8 protein-coding genes, 2 tRNA genes and 2 rRNA genes (1 of these 12 cut by a window edge) are annotated in these 14,643 nt (G+C 62.2%); 6 read left to right on the top strand and 6 right to left on the bottom strand.

The window, feature by feature from the left end; genetic code table 11:
• The 4 genes from IVB18_RS45075 to IVB18_RS45090 form a co-directional block, all read right to left on the bottom strand.
• Window positions 1–676, bottom strand: a 23S ribosomal RNA gene (locus IVB18_RS45075) (it extends 2,197 nt beyond the left edge of the window).
• A gap of 424 nt (window positions 677–1,100) precedes the next feature.
• A tRNA-Ala gene (locus tag IVB18_RS45080) sits at window positions 1,101–1,176 on the bottom strand.
• 33 nt (window positions 1,177–1,209) lie between these two features.
• Window positions 1,210–1,286 (bottom strand) — tRNA-Ile (locus tag IVB18_RS45085).
• Between the two features lie 227 nt (window positions 1,287–1,513).
• Window positions 1,514–3,002, bottom strand: a 16S ribosomal RNA gene (locus IVB18_RS45090).
• The 16S and 23S rRNA genes sit together here with 2 tRNA genes alongside, the layout of an rRNA operon.
• A gap of 1,001 nt (window positions 3,003–4,003) precedes the next feature.
• Between IVB18_RS45090 and IVB18_RS45095 the strand changes: the two genes are divergently transcribed.
• The 4 genes from IVB18_RS45095 to IVB18_RS45110 all read left to right on the top strand — a co-directional run bounded on the left by IVB18_RS45095 (window position 4,004) and on the right by IVB18_RS45110 (window position 8,751).
• On the top strand, window positions 4,004–6,064 hold the full coding sequence (locus IVB18_RS45095) for a M23 family metallopeptidase (protein WP_247986497.1): 2,061 nt from the start codon (window positions 4,004–4,006) through the stop codon (window positions 6,062–6,064).
• Window positions 6,065–6,215: 151 nt separating this feature from the next.
• A complete protein-coding gene (locus IVB18_RS45100; protein ID WP_247986498.1) occupies window positions 6,216–6,578 on the top strand; it encodes an SPW repeat protein in 363 nt (120 codons plus the stop codon).
• Between the two features lie 61 nt (window positions 6,579–6,639).
• Entirely contained in the window at window positions 6,640–6,894 is a 255-nt protein-coding gene (locus IVB18_RS45105; protein ID WP_247986499.1) for a hypothetical protein, read from the top strand.
• Between the two features lie 132 nt (window positions 6,895–7,026).
• Window positions 7,027–8,751 (top strand): IS1634 family transposase, encoded by a 1,725-nt coding sequence (locus IVB18_RS45110; RefSeq protein ID WP_247983724.1) that lies wholly within the window; start codon window positions 7,027–7,029, stop codon window positions 8,749–8,751.
• Between the two features lie 159 nt (window positions 8,752–8,910).
• Here the strand turns inward: IVB18_RS45110 and clpB are convergent, their stop codons facing one another.
• Complete coding sequence (gene clpB, locus IVB18_RS45115; RefSeq protein WP_247986500.1) at window positions 8,911–11,562, bottom strand: ATP-dependent chaperone ClpB; 2,652 nt, start codon at window positions 11,560–11,562, stop codon at window positions 8,911–8,913.
• Between the two features lie 271 nt (window positions 11,563–11,833).
• On the opposite strand from clpB, the gene IVB18_RS45120 reads away from it, so the two are divergent.
• Complete coding sequence (locus tag IVB18_RS45120) at window positions 11,834–12,622, top strand: MOSC domain-containing protein (RefSeq protein WP_247986501.1); 789 nt, start codon at window positions 11,834–11,836, stop codon at window positions 12,620–12,622.
• Window positions 12,623–12,844: 222 nt separating this feature from the next.
• On the opposite strand, the gene IVB18_RS45125 is transcribed toward IVB18_RS45120, so the two are convergent.
• On the bottom strand, window positions 12,845–13,492 hold the full coding sequence (locus tag IVB18_RS45125) for a TIGR02594 family protein (RefSeq protein WP_247986502.1): 648 nt from the start codon (window positions 13,490–13,492) through the stop codon (window positions 12,845–12,847).
• 201 nt (window positions 13,493–13,693) lie between these two features.
• Here IVB18_RS45125 and IVB18_RS45130 point away from each other — a divergent pair, with 201 nt between their 5' ends.
• Complete coding sequence (locus tag IVB18_RS45130; protein ID WP_247986503.1) at window positions 13,694–14,557, top strand: alpha/beta hydrolase; 864 nt, start codon at window positions 13,694–13,696, stop codon at window positions 14,555–14,557.
• Window positions 14,558–14,643: the final 86 nt, after the last annotated feature.

Consider the following 14,643-nt stretch of genomic DNA (forward strand, 5'->3'; position numbering starts at 1 on the left):
AAAGGTACGATGTCACCCAGAACGTATCTTGGGCTCCATCTGTTTGTAGGTGTCCGGTTTCAGGTCTATTTCACTCCCCTCGTCGGGGTGCTTTTCACCTTTCCCTCACGGTACTGGTTCACTATCGGTCGCTGAGGAGTACTTAGGCTTGGAGGGTGGTCCCCCCGCGTTCAGACAGGATTTCACGTGTCCCGCCTTACTCGTGGATACATCATCGCATTACTCGTACGGGGCTATCACCCTCTAAGGCCCTGCTTTCCTGACAGGTTCCGATTGTCTTTGATGTATCACTGGCCTGGTCCGCGTTCGCTCGCCACTACTAACGGAGTCTCTGTTGATGTCCTTTCCTCCAGGTACTTAGATGTTTCAGTTCCCTGGGTTTGCTTGAAACCTCCTATGTATTCAGAAGTCTCATACCTCCAATTGATAACCGGAAATCCAAAACCTCTTCGATCGAAATCTAAAGGCCTGGCTTCTTCCATTATCTGGTCGAACCCCACACCGATGTCTTTCGACAAAGGTCTTGGAGTTCCGGCTATCGAAGGTGGGTTTCCCCATTCGGAAATCCATGGATCAAAGCTTCTTCGCAGCTCCCCACGGCTTATCGCAGCGTAGCACGTCCTTCATCGCCTCTCAGCGCCAAGGCATCCACCGAACACCCTTAAGGCACTTGATTGCTCTCATTATCAATGTCCACACACTCGGCAGAATGTTGTCTGCGCAACTGCCATTGAAGGCACGCGTCCTCGATGAACGCGATTGTCGCAGCCGGACATTGATTAGAAAGACCAGCTTGCTTCGTAAGATCGTTCCGATAGCGAGGCGGTCAAGCTTCGCTAAAAGGATCATTTACAACTCGCCCGTCTTCCAAAAGCAACCACGAGGGCTACCTTGAAAGGCGCGCAAGCGCCGAAATGATCCGGAGATAATGAAGTATCGCGCAACAATTGCTGCACGATCCAACTCGGATCGATCTCCTCTTTACGATGTCAGAAATCACGCACGTCACTGTCCATCCGGACTAGTGGGTGCGAAGTGATGTTTCGCGGACGATTTAGGTGCAAGACCCAGGTGCAAGCTGCGCCGGCAATCAAGCCATCTGGTGGAGCCAGACGGGATCGAACCGACGACCTCATGCTTGCAAAGCACGCGCTCTCCCAGCTGAGCTATGGCCCCGTAACCAGAAGACGAATGCTTGCTCGATGAAAGTGGTGGGCCTGGGAAGACTTGAACTTCCGACCTCACGCTTATCAAGCGCGCGCTCTAACCAACTGAGCTACAAGCCCCTAACGCATATCCTCGAAGGACAGGGTCTTGCTCGCGTGCGGCATAGGGCGACTAGCGCCGAATGCAATCGCACAGCGCAGCCCTGGCGCGTGTTCGTCCGCGAAGAAAGAGAAACGTAGACGGCGAAATCCCGCCAATGGAGCTCAACGATCTGGCGATCGATGGCCCCTGATGTTTCTAAAACGATCCGATAGTGAGCGTGAGCTCGCTGAAGGATCATCCTTAGAAAGGAGGTGATCCAGCCGCAGGTTCCCCTACGGCTACCTTGTTACGACTTCACCCCAGTCGCTGACCCTACCGTGGCCGGCTGCCTCCCTTGCGGGTTAGCGCACCGTCTTCAGGTAAAACCAACTCCCATGGTGTGACGGGCGGTGTGTACAAGGCCCGGGAACGTATTCACCGTGGCGTGCTGATCCACGATTACTAGCGATTCCAACTTCATGGGCTCGAGTTGCAGAGCCCAATCCGAACTGAGACGGCTTTTTGAGATTTGCGAAGGGTTGCCCCTTAGCGTCCCATTGTCACCGCCATTGTAGCACGTGTGTAGCCCAGCCCGTAAGGGCCATGAGGACTTGACGTCATCCCCACCTTCCTCGCGGCTTATCACCGGCAGTCTCCTTAGAGTGCTCAACTAAATGGTAGCAACTAAGGACGGGGGTTGCGCTCGTTGCGGGACTTAACCCAACATCTCACGACACGAGCTGACGACAGCCATGCAGCACCTGTGTTCCAGGCTCCGAAGAGAAGGTCACATCTCTGCGACCGGTCCTGGACATGTCAAGGGCTGGTAAGGTTCTGCGCGTTGCGTCGAATTAAACCACATGCTCCACCGCTTGTGCGGGCCCCCGTCAATTCCTTTGAGTTTTAATCTTGCGACCGTACTCCCCAGGCGGAATGCTTAAAGCGTTAGCTGCGCCACTAGTGAGTAAACCCACTAACGGCTGGCATTCATCGTTTACGGCGTGGACTACCAGGGTATCTAATCCTGTTTGCTCCCCACGCTTTCGTGCCTCAGCGTCAGTACCGGGCCAGTGAGCCGCCTTCGCCACTGGTGTTCTTGCGAATATCTACGAATTTCACCTCTACACTCGCAGTTCCACTCACCTCTCCCGGACTCAAGATCTTCAGTATCAAAGGCAGTTCTGGAGTTGAGCTCCAGGATTTCACCCCTGACTTAAAAACCCGCCTACGCACCCTTTACGCCCAGTGATTCCGAGCAACGCTAGCCCCCTTCGTATTACCGCGGCTGCTGGCACGAAGTTAGCCGGGGCTTATTCTTGCGGTACCGTCATTATCTTCCCGCACAAAAGAGCTTTACAACCCTAGGGCCTTCATCACTCACGCGGCATGGCTGGATCAGGGTTGCCCCCATTGTCCAATATTCCCCACTGCTGCCTCCCGTAGGAGTTTGGGCCGTGTCTCAGTCCCAATGTGGCTGATCATCCTCTCAGACCAGCTACTGATCGTCGCCTTGGTGAGCCATTACCTCACCAACTAGCTAATCAGACGCGGGCCAATCTTTCGGCGATAAATCTTTCCCCGTAAGGGCTTATCCGGTATTAGCACAAGTTTCCCTGTGTTGTTCCGAACCAAAAGGTATGTTCCCACGCGTTACTCACCCGTCTGCCGCTGACGTATTGCTACGCCCGCTCGACTTGCATGTGTTAAGCCTGCCGCCAGCGTTCGCTCTGAGCCAGGATCAAACTCTCAAGTTGGACTTGAACTTTGAACCGGCTGATCACAACGTTTGACGAGGTCCCACCATTTTTCGTCGACCGAAGTCGACGAGCTGCCTGCGATTCACATCGCTGGCAACGATGGTGTAACCTTAAAACGTGTACCGCCGAAGTCTTTCGTCCACTCTCAGAACTCAAAAGCCGAAGCCCTCAAGTATTCCGAGAGGCGCAAGGACTCCGCCGTCCACGTTTCTCTTTCTTCATCTTCACTTGTCAAACAGCCCGGGACCAGGAGGCCCCAACCTTCCGAAGTGGAAGGGTTCCGACACCCTTACCGACGATGAATGAACTCCAATCGACTTACGTCGACTGTTGTGTCACTCAACAAAGTGAGGAGCATCAGTGGCGCGTTCGCTCGCCTTGGTCAGTGACCCGGCGGCGCCGCGCTCAGTGGTCGGGTTATAGGCCCCCCCGCTCCGGGTTGTCAACGGCCATTGTCAACAAATCGTCGCACGCCGGATTATCGAGGAAATACCCGTGTTTCCAGACGGTTAGAGAGGCGGGGAGCGGACAGGCCCAACCCGCGCCGTGAAAAAACTCAAAAAAAGTTCGGGCCCGAGGGGGCTTCGGAGGCGCCCCCAGAGGCAACTCCAGAGCCGGCTTGCGGCGCCATCGAGGGAGGGCACCGGCGCCCGCCCGTTCAGGAAACTTTTTCCATATTAAGCGCCGTACTTGAGCCACATTCCCCCGGCGTTCTGATACAGACAAGCTTGAATCGCGGGGATGCCAGTGGGGGCTGCCGCGGTTTTCATAGGGTCCGAGGAAGGCGACCTTAGCGAAGCGGCCTTCTTCAGACATTCGAGAGACATCGAGAGACCTTCACCTGCCTAGCTGTTCGTAATTTCGGCCGAGCCCCGTCGGGGCTTTCTGAGCACGAACGCCTGCGCGGCTTGCGTTTTCCCACGATCCCCCCTTGAAGAGGGCGACCAGGGCAAAGCGCGAAAGAAGGCTTTTTGGGTCGTTGAATTGGGGGACTTGGATTGAACCACAGGACGTCACGCGGCGGTTATGGGCGTGAGACCGGGATCATCGATCTCGGTCACGAGCCGCCGCTGTCCGTCGATGGTTCTGAAGCCGCCGTCATCGATCGCCGTCGCGTCTCGGTACAATGGTTCAGCGGTACAATTCTGACCGGACTCTGCGGCGCAGCCCTGATCGGCGGCGCCGTTTTCGCATCTCTCGACGGTGAGATGACCTTCGCCAAGGTGCCGGAGCGGGTCGAAGGCGCACTGCGCGGCGCATTCGGCGCGGCCGATCGCGCCGCGACGCTGCACAAGAGCGACCGCCTGCCGCCACCGAGTGAATCCACCGCCTCGCGCAACATCGTGCGCGTCTCCACCGTCGCCCGCGTCGGCAGCCGCGACGTGATGCGGGTACGCCCCTTCATCCGGATCGCCGGCAATCTGTCGATGACGACGAGCGATTTGTCGGCGAAGATTCCGCCGTTCAACGCCCAGCGCATGCTCACCGACGTCGGCTCCGATCCCAAGACCGCAGCCGACGATCCGAACAATCCCGAAGCCGTCGAGCCCGACGCCGAGGTCTCCTTCGTCACCAAGGACCTGTCGCCGGTGCTGCCGAAGGCCAAGATTTCCGCAGTGGTGGCGCTCGACGACATCCTGATGCGGGTGCGCGACGCCGCCAATTGGCGCGGCAATGGCGGGGTACGCTACGCCTCGCTCGCCAATGCTGCCGCCGACGTCTCCGGCGCGACCGGATCGTCCGACATCAAGATGGCCTACGCCACCGAAGTGTCGCCGTCCGACCCCTATGCCGGCTTCGAGACGCGCGTGGTGCCGGAAAACGTCACGCTGCTGCCCAAGACCAAGGAGCAGATCACCGGCGGCAATCCCAATGGCGAGCGTGTCCATGTCGTCAAGAAGGGCGACAGCGTCACCTCCGTGCTGCGCGATCTCGGCGCCACGCCGGAGGAGATCAAGGCGATCGCCGCGACGCTCGGACCCCGTGGCCGCGACGGCGGCTTGAAGGACGGCGAGAAGCTCCGCATCCTGATGGCGCCCGCAAGCCCCGGCGCCCGGCTGCAGCCCTACCGCGTCGTCGTCGCCAACGAAACGATGGTCGAGGCGATCGCGGCGCTGTCCGATCTCGGCAAATACGTCGCGGTCGACGTCTCCAGCATGAACACCGTCACTGATGCCGTGGCCAACGCCAACAGCGACGACGACGATGACGACGGCACCGGCGTGCGGCTCTACCAGAGCATTTACGAGACCGCGATGCGCAACAAGGTGCCGATGCCGGTCATCGACGACATGATCAAGATCTACTCCTACGACGTCGACTTCCAGCGCAAGGTGCAGCCGGGCGATTCCTTCGACGTCTTCTACGCCGGTGAAGACGAAGGCGTGACGGCGACCGAAAAGAACGACGTGCTGTTCGCTTCGCTCACGGTCGGCGGCGAGACCAAAAAATATTATCGCTACCAGAGCCCCGACGATGGCGTGGTCGACTACTACGACGAGACCGGCAAGAGCGCGAAGAAGTTCCTGGTCCGCAAGCCCGTCAACAGCGCCATCATGCGCTCGGGCTTCGGCGGCCGCCGACATCCGATCCTCGGCTATGTGAAGATGCACACCGGCGTCGACTGGGCGACCGCCTACGGCACGCCGATCTTCGCCGCCGGCAACGGCGCGATTGAGAAGGCCCAGCTCGAAGGCGGTTACGGCAAATACATCCGCATCAAGCACAATAACGGGTATGAGACCGCCTACGGCCATTTGTCGGCCTTCGCCAAGGGCATGGAGGCCGGCAAGAAGGTGCGGCAGGGACAGGTCATCGGCTTCGTCGGCTCGACCGGCCAGTCGACAGGGCCTCACGTGCACTACGAAATCCTGGTCAACGGCCGCTTCGTCGATCCGATGCGCGTAAAACTGCCGCGCGGCCGTTCGCTGGAAGGCCCGATGCTGGCAGGCTTCGAGAAGGAGCGCGACCGGCTCGACGGCATGATGAGCGGCCGCGGCGGCGCCATCGCCCGGATGTCGGACGCCACCGGCGGGCCGCTCCAGGTCACCAACCGATAACGGCTGACCAGAGCCCGATCGGCGCGGTTTTCGGGCCATATCAGGCGCTCAGACCCCTGCCCTTCAGTAGATTTCGCTGGAACTCATAGGCCCGCAGCTCCGTTGATTCGCCGTGGGGGGCCGATTTGCATGGGGGCTTAAGGAGGATGTCATGGAGAATTGGACGAACGCAAAATTGTGCGACGTCGCAAATCTGCTCCTCGGCGCGTTCCTGTTCTTCTCGCCCTGGATGTTCGGTTTCGACGCAGGAGCGGCCTCCCAGAACGCATACATCGCAGGTATCGCGATTGCGGTGCTGGCCATCGCAGCGCTCGCGGCCTTCGCCGTGTGGGAGGAATGGCTAAACCTGATCGTGGGCCTGTGGACGCTGGTTGCGCCTTGGGTGCTCGGGTTCCAGGGCGCCAAGACGGCAATGACGATCCACGTGGTGGTCGGCATAGCGGTCGCCGTCCTCGCCGCCATCGAACTCTGGATCATGTCCCAGAACCCACCCCGGCTCACCACAGGCCGTTAGAACCGGAGGCCAACCCGTCCGCCCAGCGCGGGCGGGCCGCCGGCAAGCACAGGGGAGTGTCATGAGACGCCTCTCACGCGACGACGTCACCAAGGCCATCCCCGGGGTTGACGATGTCACCATCGCGGAGGTCATTGGAACCGGCGCGACTGTCGACGAACTCGCCGAAGCCCAGGCATGGCTCGCCAACGACGAGCCCATGATTAACGATCTGAGGCCACTGGCGCAGGGCCGGGTGCGCGAGATCGTGGACATTCTGTCCGAGTTCGAGAAGGACGGTGACGAGGACGCGAGCCCCGCTCCCAACCCTAGCTAGCCCGAACTTCCCCTCGGGATTTTTGTTAGAGCGTTGAGAGGATTTGAGAAGTTTGGATCGGGCTGATTTTGTAGGCATGTAAATGATGATTTTTGGCTTGCGAATGGCAGGTTTCCGTGATTCGATTCCGGCATGTTCGTCGCCCGCATTCCCAACCGCAACTCACCGCCCGCGATCCTGTTGCGCGAGAGCTATCGCGAGGGCGACAAGATCAAGTCGCGCACGCTGGCCAACCTGTCGCATTGGCCGGATGAGAAGATCGATGCGCTGCGCCGCGTCCTGAAAGGCGAGGAGCTGGTCTCGCCGGCCGAGCAACTGCGGATCGAGCGCTCGCTGCCGCACGGCCACGTGGCCGCGGTGCTCGGCATGGCGCGCCAGCTCGGACTGCATCGCCTTGTCCCGGACAAGCCCAGACGGTTGGCCAGGCTGGCTTTGGCCTTGATCGTGGCACGGGTGATCGAACCGGCCGCCAAGCTGGCCACGGCGCGCCAGCTCAGCGAGGCGACGGCGGCGCATTCGCTGGGCGAACTGCTCGATCTCAGCGCCGTCGACGAGGACGAGCTTTACGAAGCGCTCGACCTGCTCGGCACGGCCCAACCGGGGATCGAGGCGACGCTCGCCAAGCGCCATCTGCATGACGGCTCGCTGGTGCTCTACGATCTCACCTCCAGCTATCTGGAGGGGCGACATTGCGAATTGGCGCGGCATGGTTACAGCCGCGACGGTCGTTCCGACAAGCTGCAGATCGTGTTCGGCTTGCTGTGCGCCGCCGACGGCTGCCCGGTGGCGGTGGAGGTGTTCGAAGGTAACACCGCCGACCCGAGCACGCTGGCCGCGCAAGTCGACAAACTGAAGGCCCGCTTCAAGCTGTCGCGTGTGGTACTGGTCGGCGATCGCGGCATGATCACCAGCGCCCGTATCGAAGCCGATCTGATGCCGGCCGGGCTCGATTGGATCACCGCTCTGCGGGCGCCGGCGATCCGCAAGCTCGCCGAGGACGGCGGCCCGCTGCAATTGTCGCTGTTCGACGATCGCGATATGGCCGAGATCACGTCCCCCGACTTCCCCGGCGAGCGCCTGATCGTGTGCCGCAACCCGGATCTGGCCGACGAGCGTCGGCGCAAGCGCGGCGAGTTGCTGGCGGCGACCGAGAAGGATCTCGCCCGCGTCAAGGCCGCCGTGCAGCGTCAGCGCAACCCCTTGCGCGGCGAGGATGAGATCGGTCTGAAGGTCGGCGCCGTGCTGGGCAAGCGTAAGATGGCCAAGCACTTCCACCTCGCCATCACCGACACTTCGTTCGACTTCAGTCGGATCGAGGATGCCATCGCCAACGAAGCGTCGCTCGACGGCTTCTATGTGCTACGGACCAACGTGCCGGCCGAGAACCTCGACACCGCCGCCACGGTGCGTGCCTACAAGAGCCTGGCCCAGGTCGAACGCGCCTTCCGCACCATCAAGACCGTCGAACTGGAGGTGCGCCCGATCCACCATCGCCTCGCTGGCCGCGTGCGCGCCCACGTCTTCCTCTGCATGCTCGCTTATTACATCGTCTGGCACATGCGCCGCGCGCTGGCCCCGATCCTGTTCGACGATCACGACCGCGAGGCCGCCGACGCCGCGCGCGTCTCGCCCGTCGCCAAGGCCAGAGTCTCGGCCGCGGCCAGAACCAAGGCTAATCGCAAGCACACCCACGATGGCCGGCCCGTGCACAGCTTTCGAACGCTGTTGCAGGATCTCGCCACGCTCACACGCAACATCGTTCGCATCGGTCAGGACGCCCCGGCCGCTATGCTCACAAGTCCAACCCCACTACAACAAGACGTCTTCAATCGGCTCGGCATTCCTATCGCCCCATAATGTAGGCAGACGCGCCGTCACGCCCGCTGGAATTACACGCCAGCTCAAATGCTTACGTCGCTACTCAAGGGGAAGTTCGGGCTAGCCGTGCGCAGAATCAGTTCCGCCCCGGAGGGTCCCCTCCGGGGCGGCGATTTGTCGTCGATTGCTGGCTGGAGATCAGTTCAGCTTGCGCTTCGATACTGGCGCCTCGAACGGGGCGATCTCCGCGGTCTGGGGCGCCTTGCCGTTGAAGGTCAGCACGTTGCCTTCGGACGAAATCGCAACCGCATCCCCGTCCTTGACGTCGCCGGCCAGGATCATCTCTGCGAGCGGATCCTGGAGGTGGCGCTGGATCACCCGCTTGAGCGGCCGTGCACCGTAGGCGGGATCCCAGCCCTTGGCGGCGAGCCAGTCGCGCGCCGCGTCATCGAGCTTCAGCACGATCTTGCGATCGGTCAGGAGCCTCTCGAGGCGACCGAACTGGATCTCGACGATCCGGCCCATCTCGCTCTTCTGCAAGCGATGGAACAGGATGATCTCGTCGACGCGGTTGAGAAATTCCGGCCTGAAATGCGCCCGCACCATTCCCATCACGTGCTCGCGCACGGCTGACGTATCCTCGCCCTCCGGTTGATTCACCAAAAACTCCGAACCGAGGTTCGAGGTCATGATGATCAGCGTGTTGCGGAAATCGACGGTACGGCCCTGGCCGTCGGTCAGGCGGCCGTCGTCGAGCACCTGCAACAGGACGTTGAACACGTCCGGATGCGCCTTCTCGATCTCGTCGAACAGCACGACCTGATAAGGCCGGCGCCGCACCGCTTCCGTGAGCGCACCGCCCTCGTCATAGCCGACATAGCCCGGAGGCGCGCCGATCAGCCGCGAGACCGAGTGCTTCTCCATGTATTCGGACATGTCGAGGCGGACCATCGCGGTCTCGTCGTTGAAGAGATACTCCGCCAGGGCTTTCGTCAGCTCGGTCTTGCCGACGCCGGTCGGCCCCAGGAACATGAACGAGCCCATCGGCCGGTTCGGGTCCTGGAGGCCTGCACGCGAACGGCGCACGGCGGTCGCGACCGCCCGCACCGCCTCGGCCTGGCCAACGACCCGCCTGCCCAGCTGCTCCTCCATCTTCAGGAGCTTCTCTTTTTCGCCTTCCAGCATCTTGTCGACGGGCACGCCGGTCCAGCGCGAGACCACCTGCGCGATGTGGTTGGCGGTGACCGCCTCCTCCATCATCTCGCCGGCATTCTGCGTCGTATTTTCCTTGGCCTCGATATCCGCAAGCTGCTTCTCAAGCTCCGGGATCCGGCCATAGGCCAGCTCGCCGGCACGCTGGAATTCGCCGCGTCGCTGCGCGTTGGCGAGCTCGACACGCAAGCCATCGAGCTCGGCCTTCAGCTTCTGGGCGTTGGAGAGCTTGTTCTTCTCCGCGCTCCAGCGCGCCGTCAGGGCCGCGGACTTCTCCTCGAGCTCGACGAGCTCCTTCTCGAGCACTTCGAGACGGGTCTTGGAGCCGAGATCGCTTTCCTTCTTCAGGGCTTCCTGCTCGATCTTGAGCCGGATGATCTCACGATCGAGCGAATCCAGCTCTTCCGGCTTGGAATCGACCTGCATCTTCAGCCGCGCGGCGGCTTCGTCCATGAGATCGATCGCCTTGTCCGGCAGGAAGCGATCGGTGATGTAGCGATTGGACAGCGTCGTGGCCGCAACAAGCGCGGAATCGGTGATCCGCACGCCGTGATGCTGCTCGTACTTGTCCTTGAGCCCGCGCAGGATCGAGATGGTGTCCTCGACCGAGGGCTCGCTGACGAAGATCGGCTGGAAGCGCCGCGCCAGCGCCGCGTCCTTCTCGACGTGCTTCCGGTACTCATCAAGCGTGGTCGCGCCGATACAGTGCAGCTCGCCGCGCGCCAGCGCCGGCTTGAGCAGATTGGACGCATCCATCGCGCCGTCGGCCTTGCCGGCGCCGATCAGCGTGTGCATCTCGTCGATGAACAGGATGAAATTGCCCTCGCTCGCCGTGACTTCCTGGAGCACGGCCTTCAGCCGCTCCTCGAACTCGCCGCGGTATTTTGCGCCGGCGATCAGCGCACCGAGGTCGAGCGAGAGCAGCTTCTTGTCCTTGAGGCTTTCCGGCACGTCGCCATTGACGATGCGCAGGGCCAGGCCTTCGGCAATGGCGGTCTTGCCGACGCCGGGCTCACCGATCAAGACGGGATTGTTCTTGGTCCGGCGCGACAGCACCTGGATGGTACGGCGGATCTCCTCGTCGCGGCCGATGACCGGATCGAGCTTGCCGTCGCGCGCAGCTTGGGTCAGGTCGCGGGCATATTTCTTCAGCGCGTCATAGGCGTTCTCGGCCGTCGCGCTGTCCGCGGTACGGCCCTTGCGCAGCGCCTCGATCGCCGCATTGAGGTTTTGCGGGGTGACGCCGCCCTTGGCCAGGATCGCACCGGCCTCGCTGGTCTTCTCCAGCGCGAGCCCGAGCAGAAGCCGCTCGACGGTGACAAAGCTGTCGCCGGCCTTCTCGCCAGCCTTTTCGGCGGCATCGAAGGTGCGGGCCAGCTCGGGCGCCAGATAGATCTGCCCGGCACCGCCACCACTGACCTTCGGCACCTTGTTCAGGGCCTCCTCGGTCGCCTTCAAGATTGCACGGGAATTGCCGCCGGCACGGTCGATCAGACCGGCAGCCAGCCCCTCATTGTCGTCCAGCAGGACTTTCAGGAGGTGCAGGGTCGAAAACTGCTGGTGCCCCTCGCGCATCACGAGCGACTGCGCGGATTGGATGAAGCCCCTGGAGCGTTCGGTATACTTCTCGATGTTCATGTCTTTTTCTTTCCCTCGGCCTGCCCCTGGAGCCCCTAAGGCACTCCAAATGGCATCTTCATTGGGTTTCCGCTGGCCGCATTGAGGTTTCTCAACCGGCAGCAGACGTTAGCAGCCGGTGCTGGCACCGGCCTGACGCAGATGTGGGAAGCGGGCCCTCGGTCCGGAAGAGGCGACTTCACAATTTCGTGCGCAGCAAATTCGTAGGCTCAACGGCCTGCTTGGCGTCGGCTGGTCGAATCCCTTAAGTAGCGCTATGACATCGAGTGCAATGACAGCCAGCCAGACCGCCGAGATCACTGGCCTTTACCGCTATCCCGTCAAGGGCCTGACGCCGGAGCCGCTGCCCCGCGTCGCCTTGCGGGTCGGCCAGATCCTGCCGGCCGACCGCCGCTACGCCATCGAGAACGGCCCAAGCGGGTTCGACCCGGAGGCGCCGGAATGGAAGCCCAAGTCGCAGTTCTTGATGCTGATGCGCAATGAGCGGCTAGCCTCGCTCGACAGCCGGTTCGAGGACGCGACCAACCTGCTGACCATCCGCAGGGACGGCCAGGTCGTCGCCAGCGGCGATCTCGAGACCGCTGCCGGGCGCGCCGCCATTGAGGGCTACTTCGCCGAGAATTTTCAGCCGGAGCTGAAGGGAGCGCCAAAGCTGCTCTCCGGCCGCGACCACAGCTTTTCCGACGTCGCCCGCAAGGTCGTCTCGATCATCAATCTCGGCAGCGTCCGCGCGATCGAGACCATGCTCGGCGGGGCCGCGGTGCACCCCCTGCGCTTCCGCGCCAATCTCTATGTCCAGGGCTGGCCGGCCTGGTCCGAACTCGACCTCGTCGACCAGACGCTGGCGATCGGGACAGCGCGGCTGAAAGTGGTCAAGCGCATCGTTCGCTGCGCGGCCGTCAACGTCGATCCCGAGACCGCGAAGCGCGATCTCGAAATCCCGCCCACGCTCTCGCGCGGCCTCGGCCACATGGACTGCGGCATCTATGCCGAGGTGATCGCCGACGGCGAGATCGGCGTGGGTGATACCATTGCGGTGGAACAGCCGAGATTGGTGTGAGCCGTCGTGCCTACTCTCGTCGTCCCGGACAAGCGCGGCCTAAGCGCGCGCCGATCCGGGACCCATATCCACAGGGAGTGGTTTGGCGAAGACTCGTGGTTACCAGGTCGCGCGACAACGCGAGCCTGTGGCTATGGGTCCCGGATCTGCGCTGACGCTTGTCCGGGACGACAATCTTATTTGATGCGATGGCACCCTTCGTTGGGCAACCCCGCGGTCGACTCAGTTCGGCATCACATACGCATAAATCCGGCCGCGCGAGACCGGCGCCTCGCGGACGCGGTTGCCGTTGTTGCCGGAGATCATGATCGGATTGCCCTGCGCGTCGACGCCGGTGATGATGCCGACATGGCCGCCGCCGCGCCGCCCCATCACCGCGATGGCGCCGACCTGCGGACCGGAGACGCGCGTTCCGTAATGCGCGAACGAGTTCGCCATGTCGGAGCCGGTGCCCTGATGCCCGGTGTGTTGCAGCACCATGTTCATGAAGCGCGCGCACCACAAGCTGCCGCGCCCGGTCGGATTGCCGCCGACATAGCGGCGCGCCTCGGACACCAGGCCGGATCCGCCGCCGAAACCGCCGCTCGTGGACATTCCGCCGTTGCCGGCGCTATTGGCGTTCGGGTCGTTGCTGGCAAAGGTGTTGCCGAAACCGCTCGCCTGCAATTGCGCCGTGCTGCGCTCGAAGCGCGAGCTGCGTGCATGATGCCGGTAATGATGATGCCTGCTGGCGTGATGCACGTAAGCGTGCCGCTCTGCGCTATGACGATGAGGCCGTGCTGACGCTGAGGTGAACGCGGCGATCGCCGCGAAGAAGAGCGCCAGCGCGACGACACAGCGCGACAGGCGAGACGCAAACAACTCGAACATTCTTCATCCTTGGTTGACACCCCCTATTCCCCGTCGGCCCGTACGGTGGCCGACATCCGCGTGGCGTATCACAATCCTGATGTGGCGAGATCAAGACGCGCTCGCGGAGATTTTGGGCGATGATTAACAGGTGTTAGAGTCACCATGCGCTGACCGCAGAACGGCATTCCAATGCCGCAGCCGTACAGGAAGGAAAATCGCATGCCCCACGCCGTAACGAAGGATGGCTGCCGTCTTTATTTCGAAGAGGTCGGCATTGGCACGCCGATCATCTTCCTGCACGAGTTCGCGGCCGACTACACCAATTGGGAGCCGCAGATGCGTTACTTCTCGCGCGGCCATCGCTGCATCACCTACTCGGCGCGCGGCTACACGCCGTCGGATGTGCCGGCGGGCGACGTCTACACCTACAAGCATTTCTACACCGATGCGCTCGCCGTGCTCGATCATCTCAAGATCGATCGCGCGCATCTCGTCGGACTGTCGATGGGCGCCTACTCGTCGCTTCAGATCGGACTGAACGCACCGCAGCGCGCGCTGTCGATGACGCTCGCCGGCGTCGGCTCCGGCTCGGAGATCGAAAACCTGGACGCCTGGCGCAAACAGTGCCGCGCCAATGCCGAGCAGTTCGAGACGCTCGGCTCCGCAGAGGTCGCCAAGGTCACGCGCGAGGCGCCGAGCCGGATCCCTTTCCTGGTGAAGGACCCGCGCGGACACGCCGACTTCTATGCCGCGCTGGCCCGGCACGATGCGAAGGGATCGGCAAACACGATGCGCGGCTTCCAGGGCGGCCGTCCCTCGATCTACACGATGACGGATGCGATCAGAGGCATCGCGACGCCCGCACTGATCGTCTGCGGCGACGAGGACGATCCGTGCGTCGGGCCGAGCCTGTTCCTGAAGAAGCATCTGCCGGCAGCGGGGCTCGCGATGTTGCCGAAGTCAGGCCACGTGCTCAATCTCGAAGAGCCCGCGCTGTTCAACGAAACGGTGGAGCGGTTCGTGACGCTGGTGGAAGCGGGGCGATGGCCGGTGCGCGATCCGCGGTCGGTGGCGGCGCATTAGGCTCGTCATTCCGGGATGCGCCGACAGGCGCAGGCCCGGAATCCATCACTCCACTAACGCTGAGGCTCGATGGATTCCGGGCTCGA

The organism is Bradyrhizobium sp. 186 (assembly GCF_023101685.1).
Classification (GTDB): domain Bacteria; phylum Pseudomonadota; class Alphaproteobacteria; order Rhizobiales; family Xanthobacteraceae; genus Bradyrhizobium.

Coding starts and splice junctions, on each gene's coding strand:
- IVB18_RS45100 (WP_247986498.1), top strand. CDS start 6,216: ATGGAGAATTGGACGAACGCAAAATTGTGCGACGTCGCAAATCTGCTC.
- IVB18_RS45105 (WP_247986499.1), top strand. CDS start 6,640: ATGAGACGCCTCTCACGCGACGACGTCACCAAGGCCATCCCCGGGGTT.
- IVB18_RS45110 (WP_247983724.1), top strand. CDS start 7,027: ATGTTCGTCGCCCGCATTCCCAACCGCAACTCACCGCCCGCGATCCTG.
- clpB (WP_247986500.1), bottom strand. CDS start 11,562: ATGAACATCGAGAAGTATACCGAACGCTCCAGGGGCTTCATCCAATCC.
- IVB18_RS45120 (WP_247986501.1), top strand. CDS start 11,834: ATGACAGCCAGCCAGACCGCCGAGATCACTGGCCTTTACCGCTATCCC.
- IVB18_RS45125 (WP_247986502.1), bottom strand. CDS start 13,492: ATGTTCGAGTTGTTTGCGTCTCGCCTGTCGCGCTGTGTCGTCGCGCTG.
- IVB18_RS45130 (WP_247986503.1), top strand. CDS start 13,694: ATGCCCCACGCCGTAACGAAGGATGGCTGCCGTCTTTATTTCGAAGAG.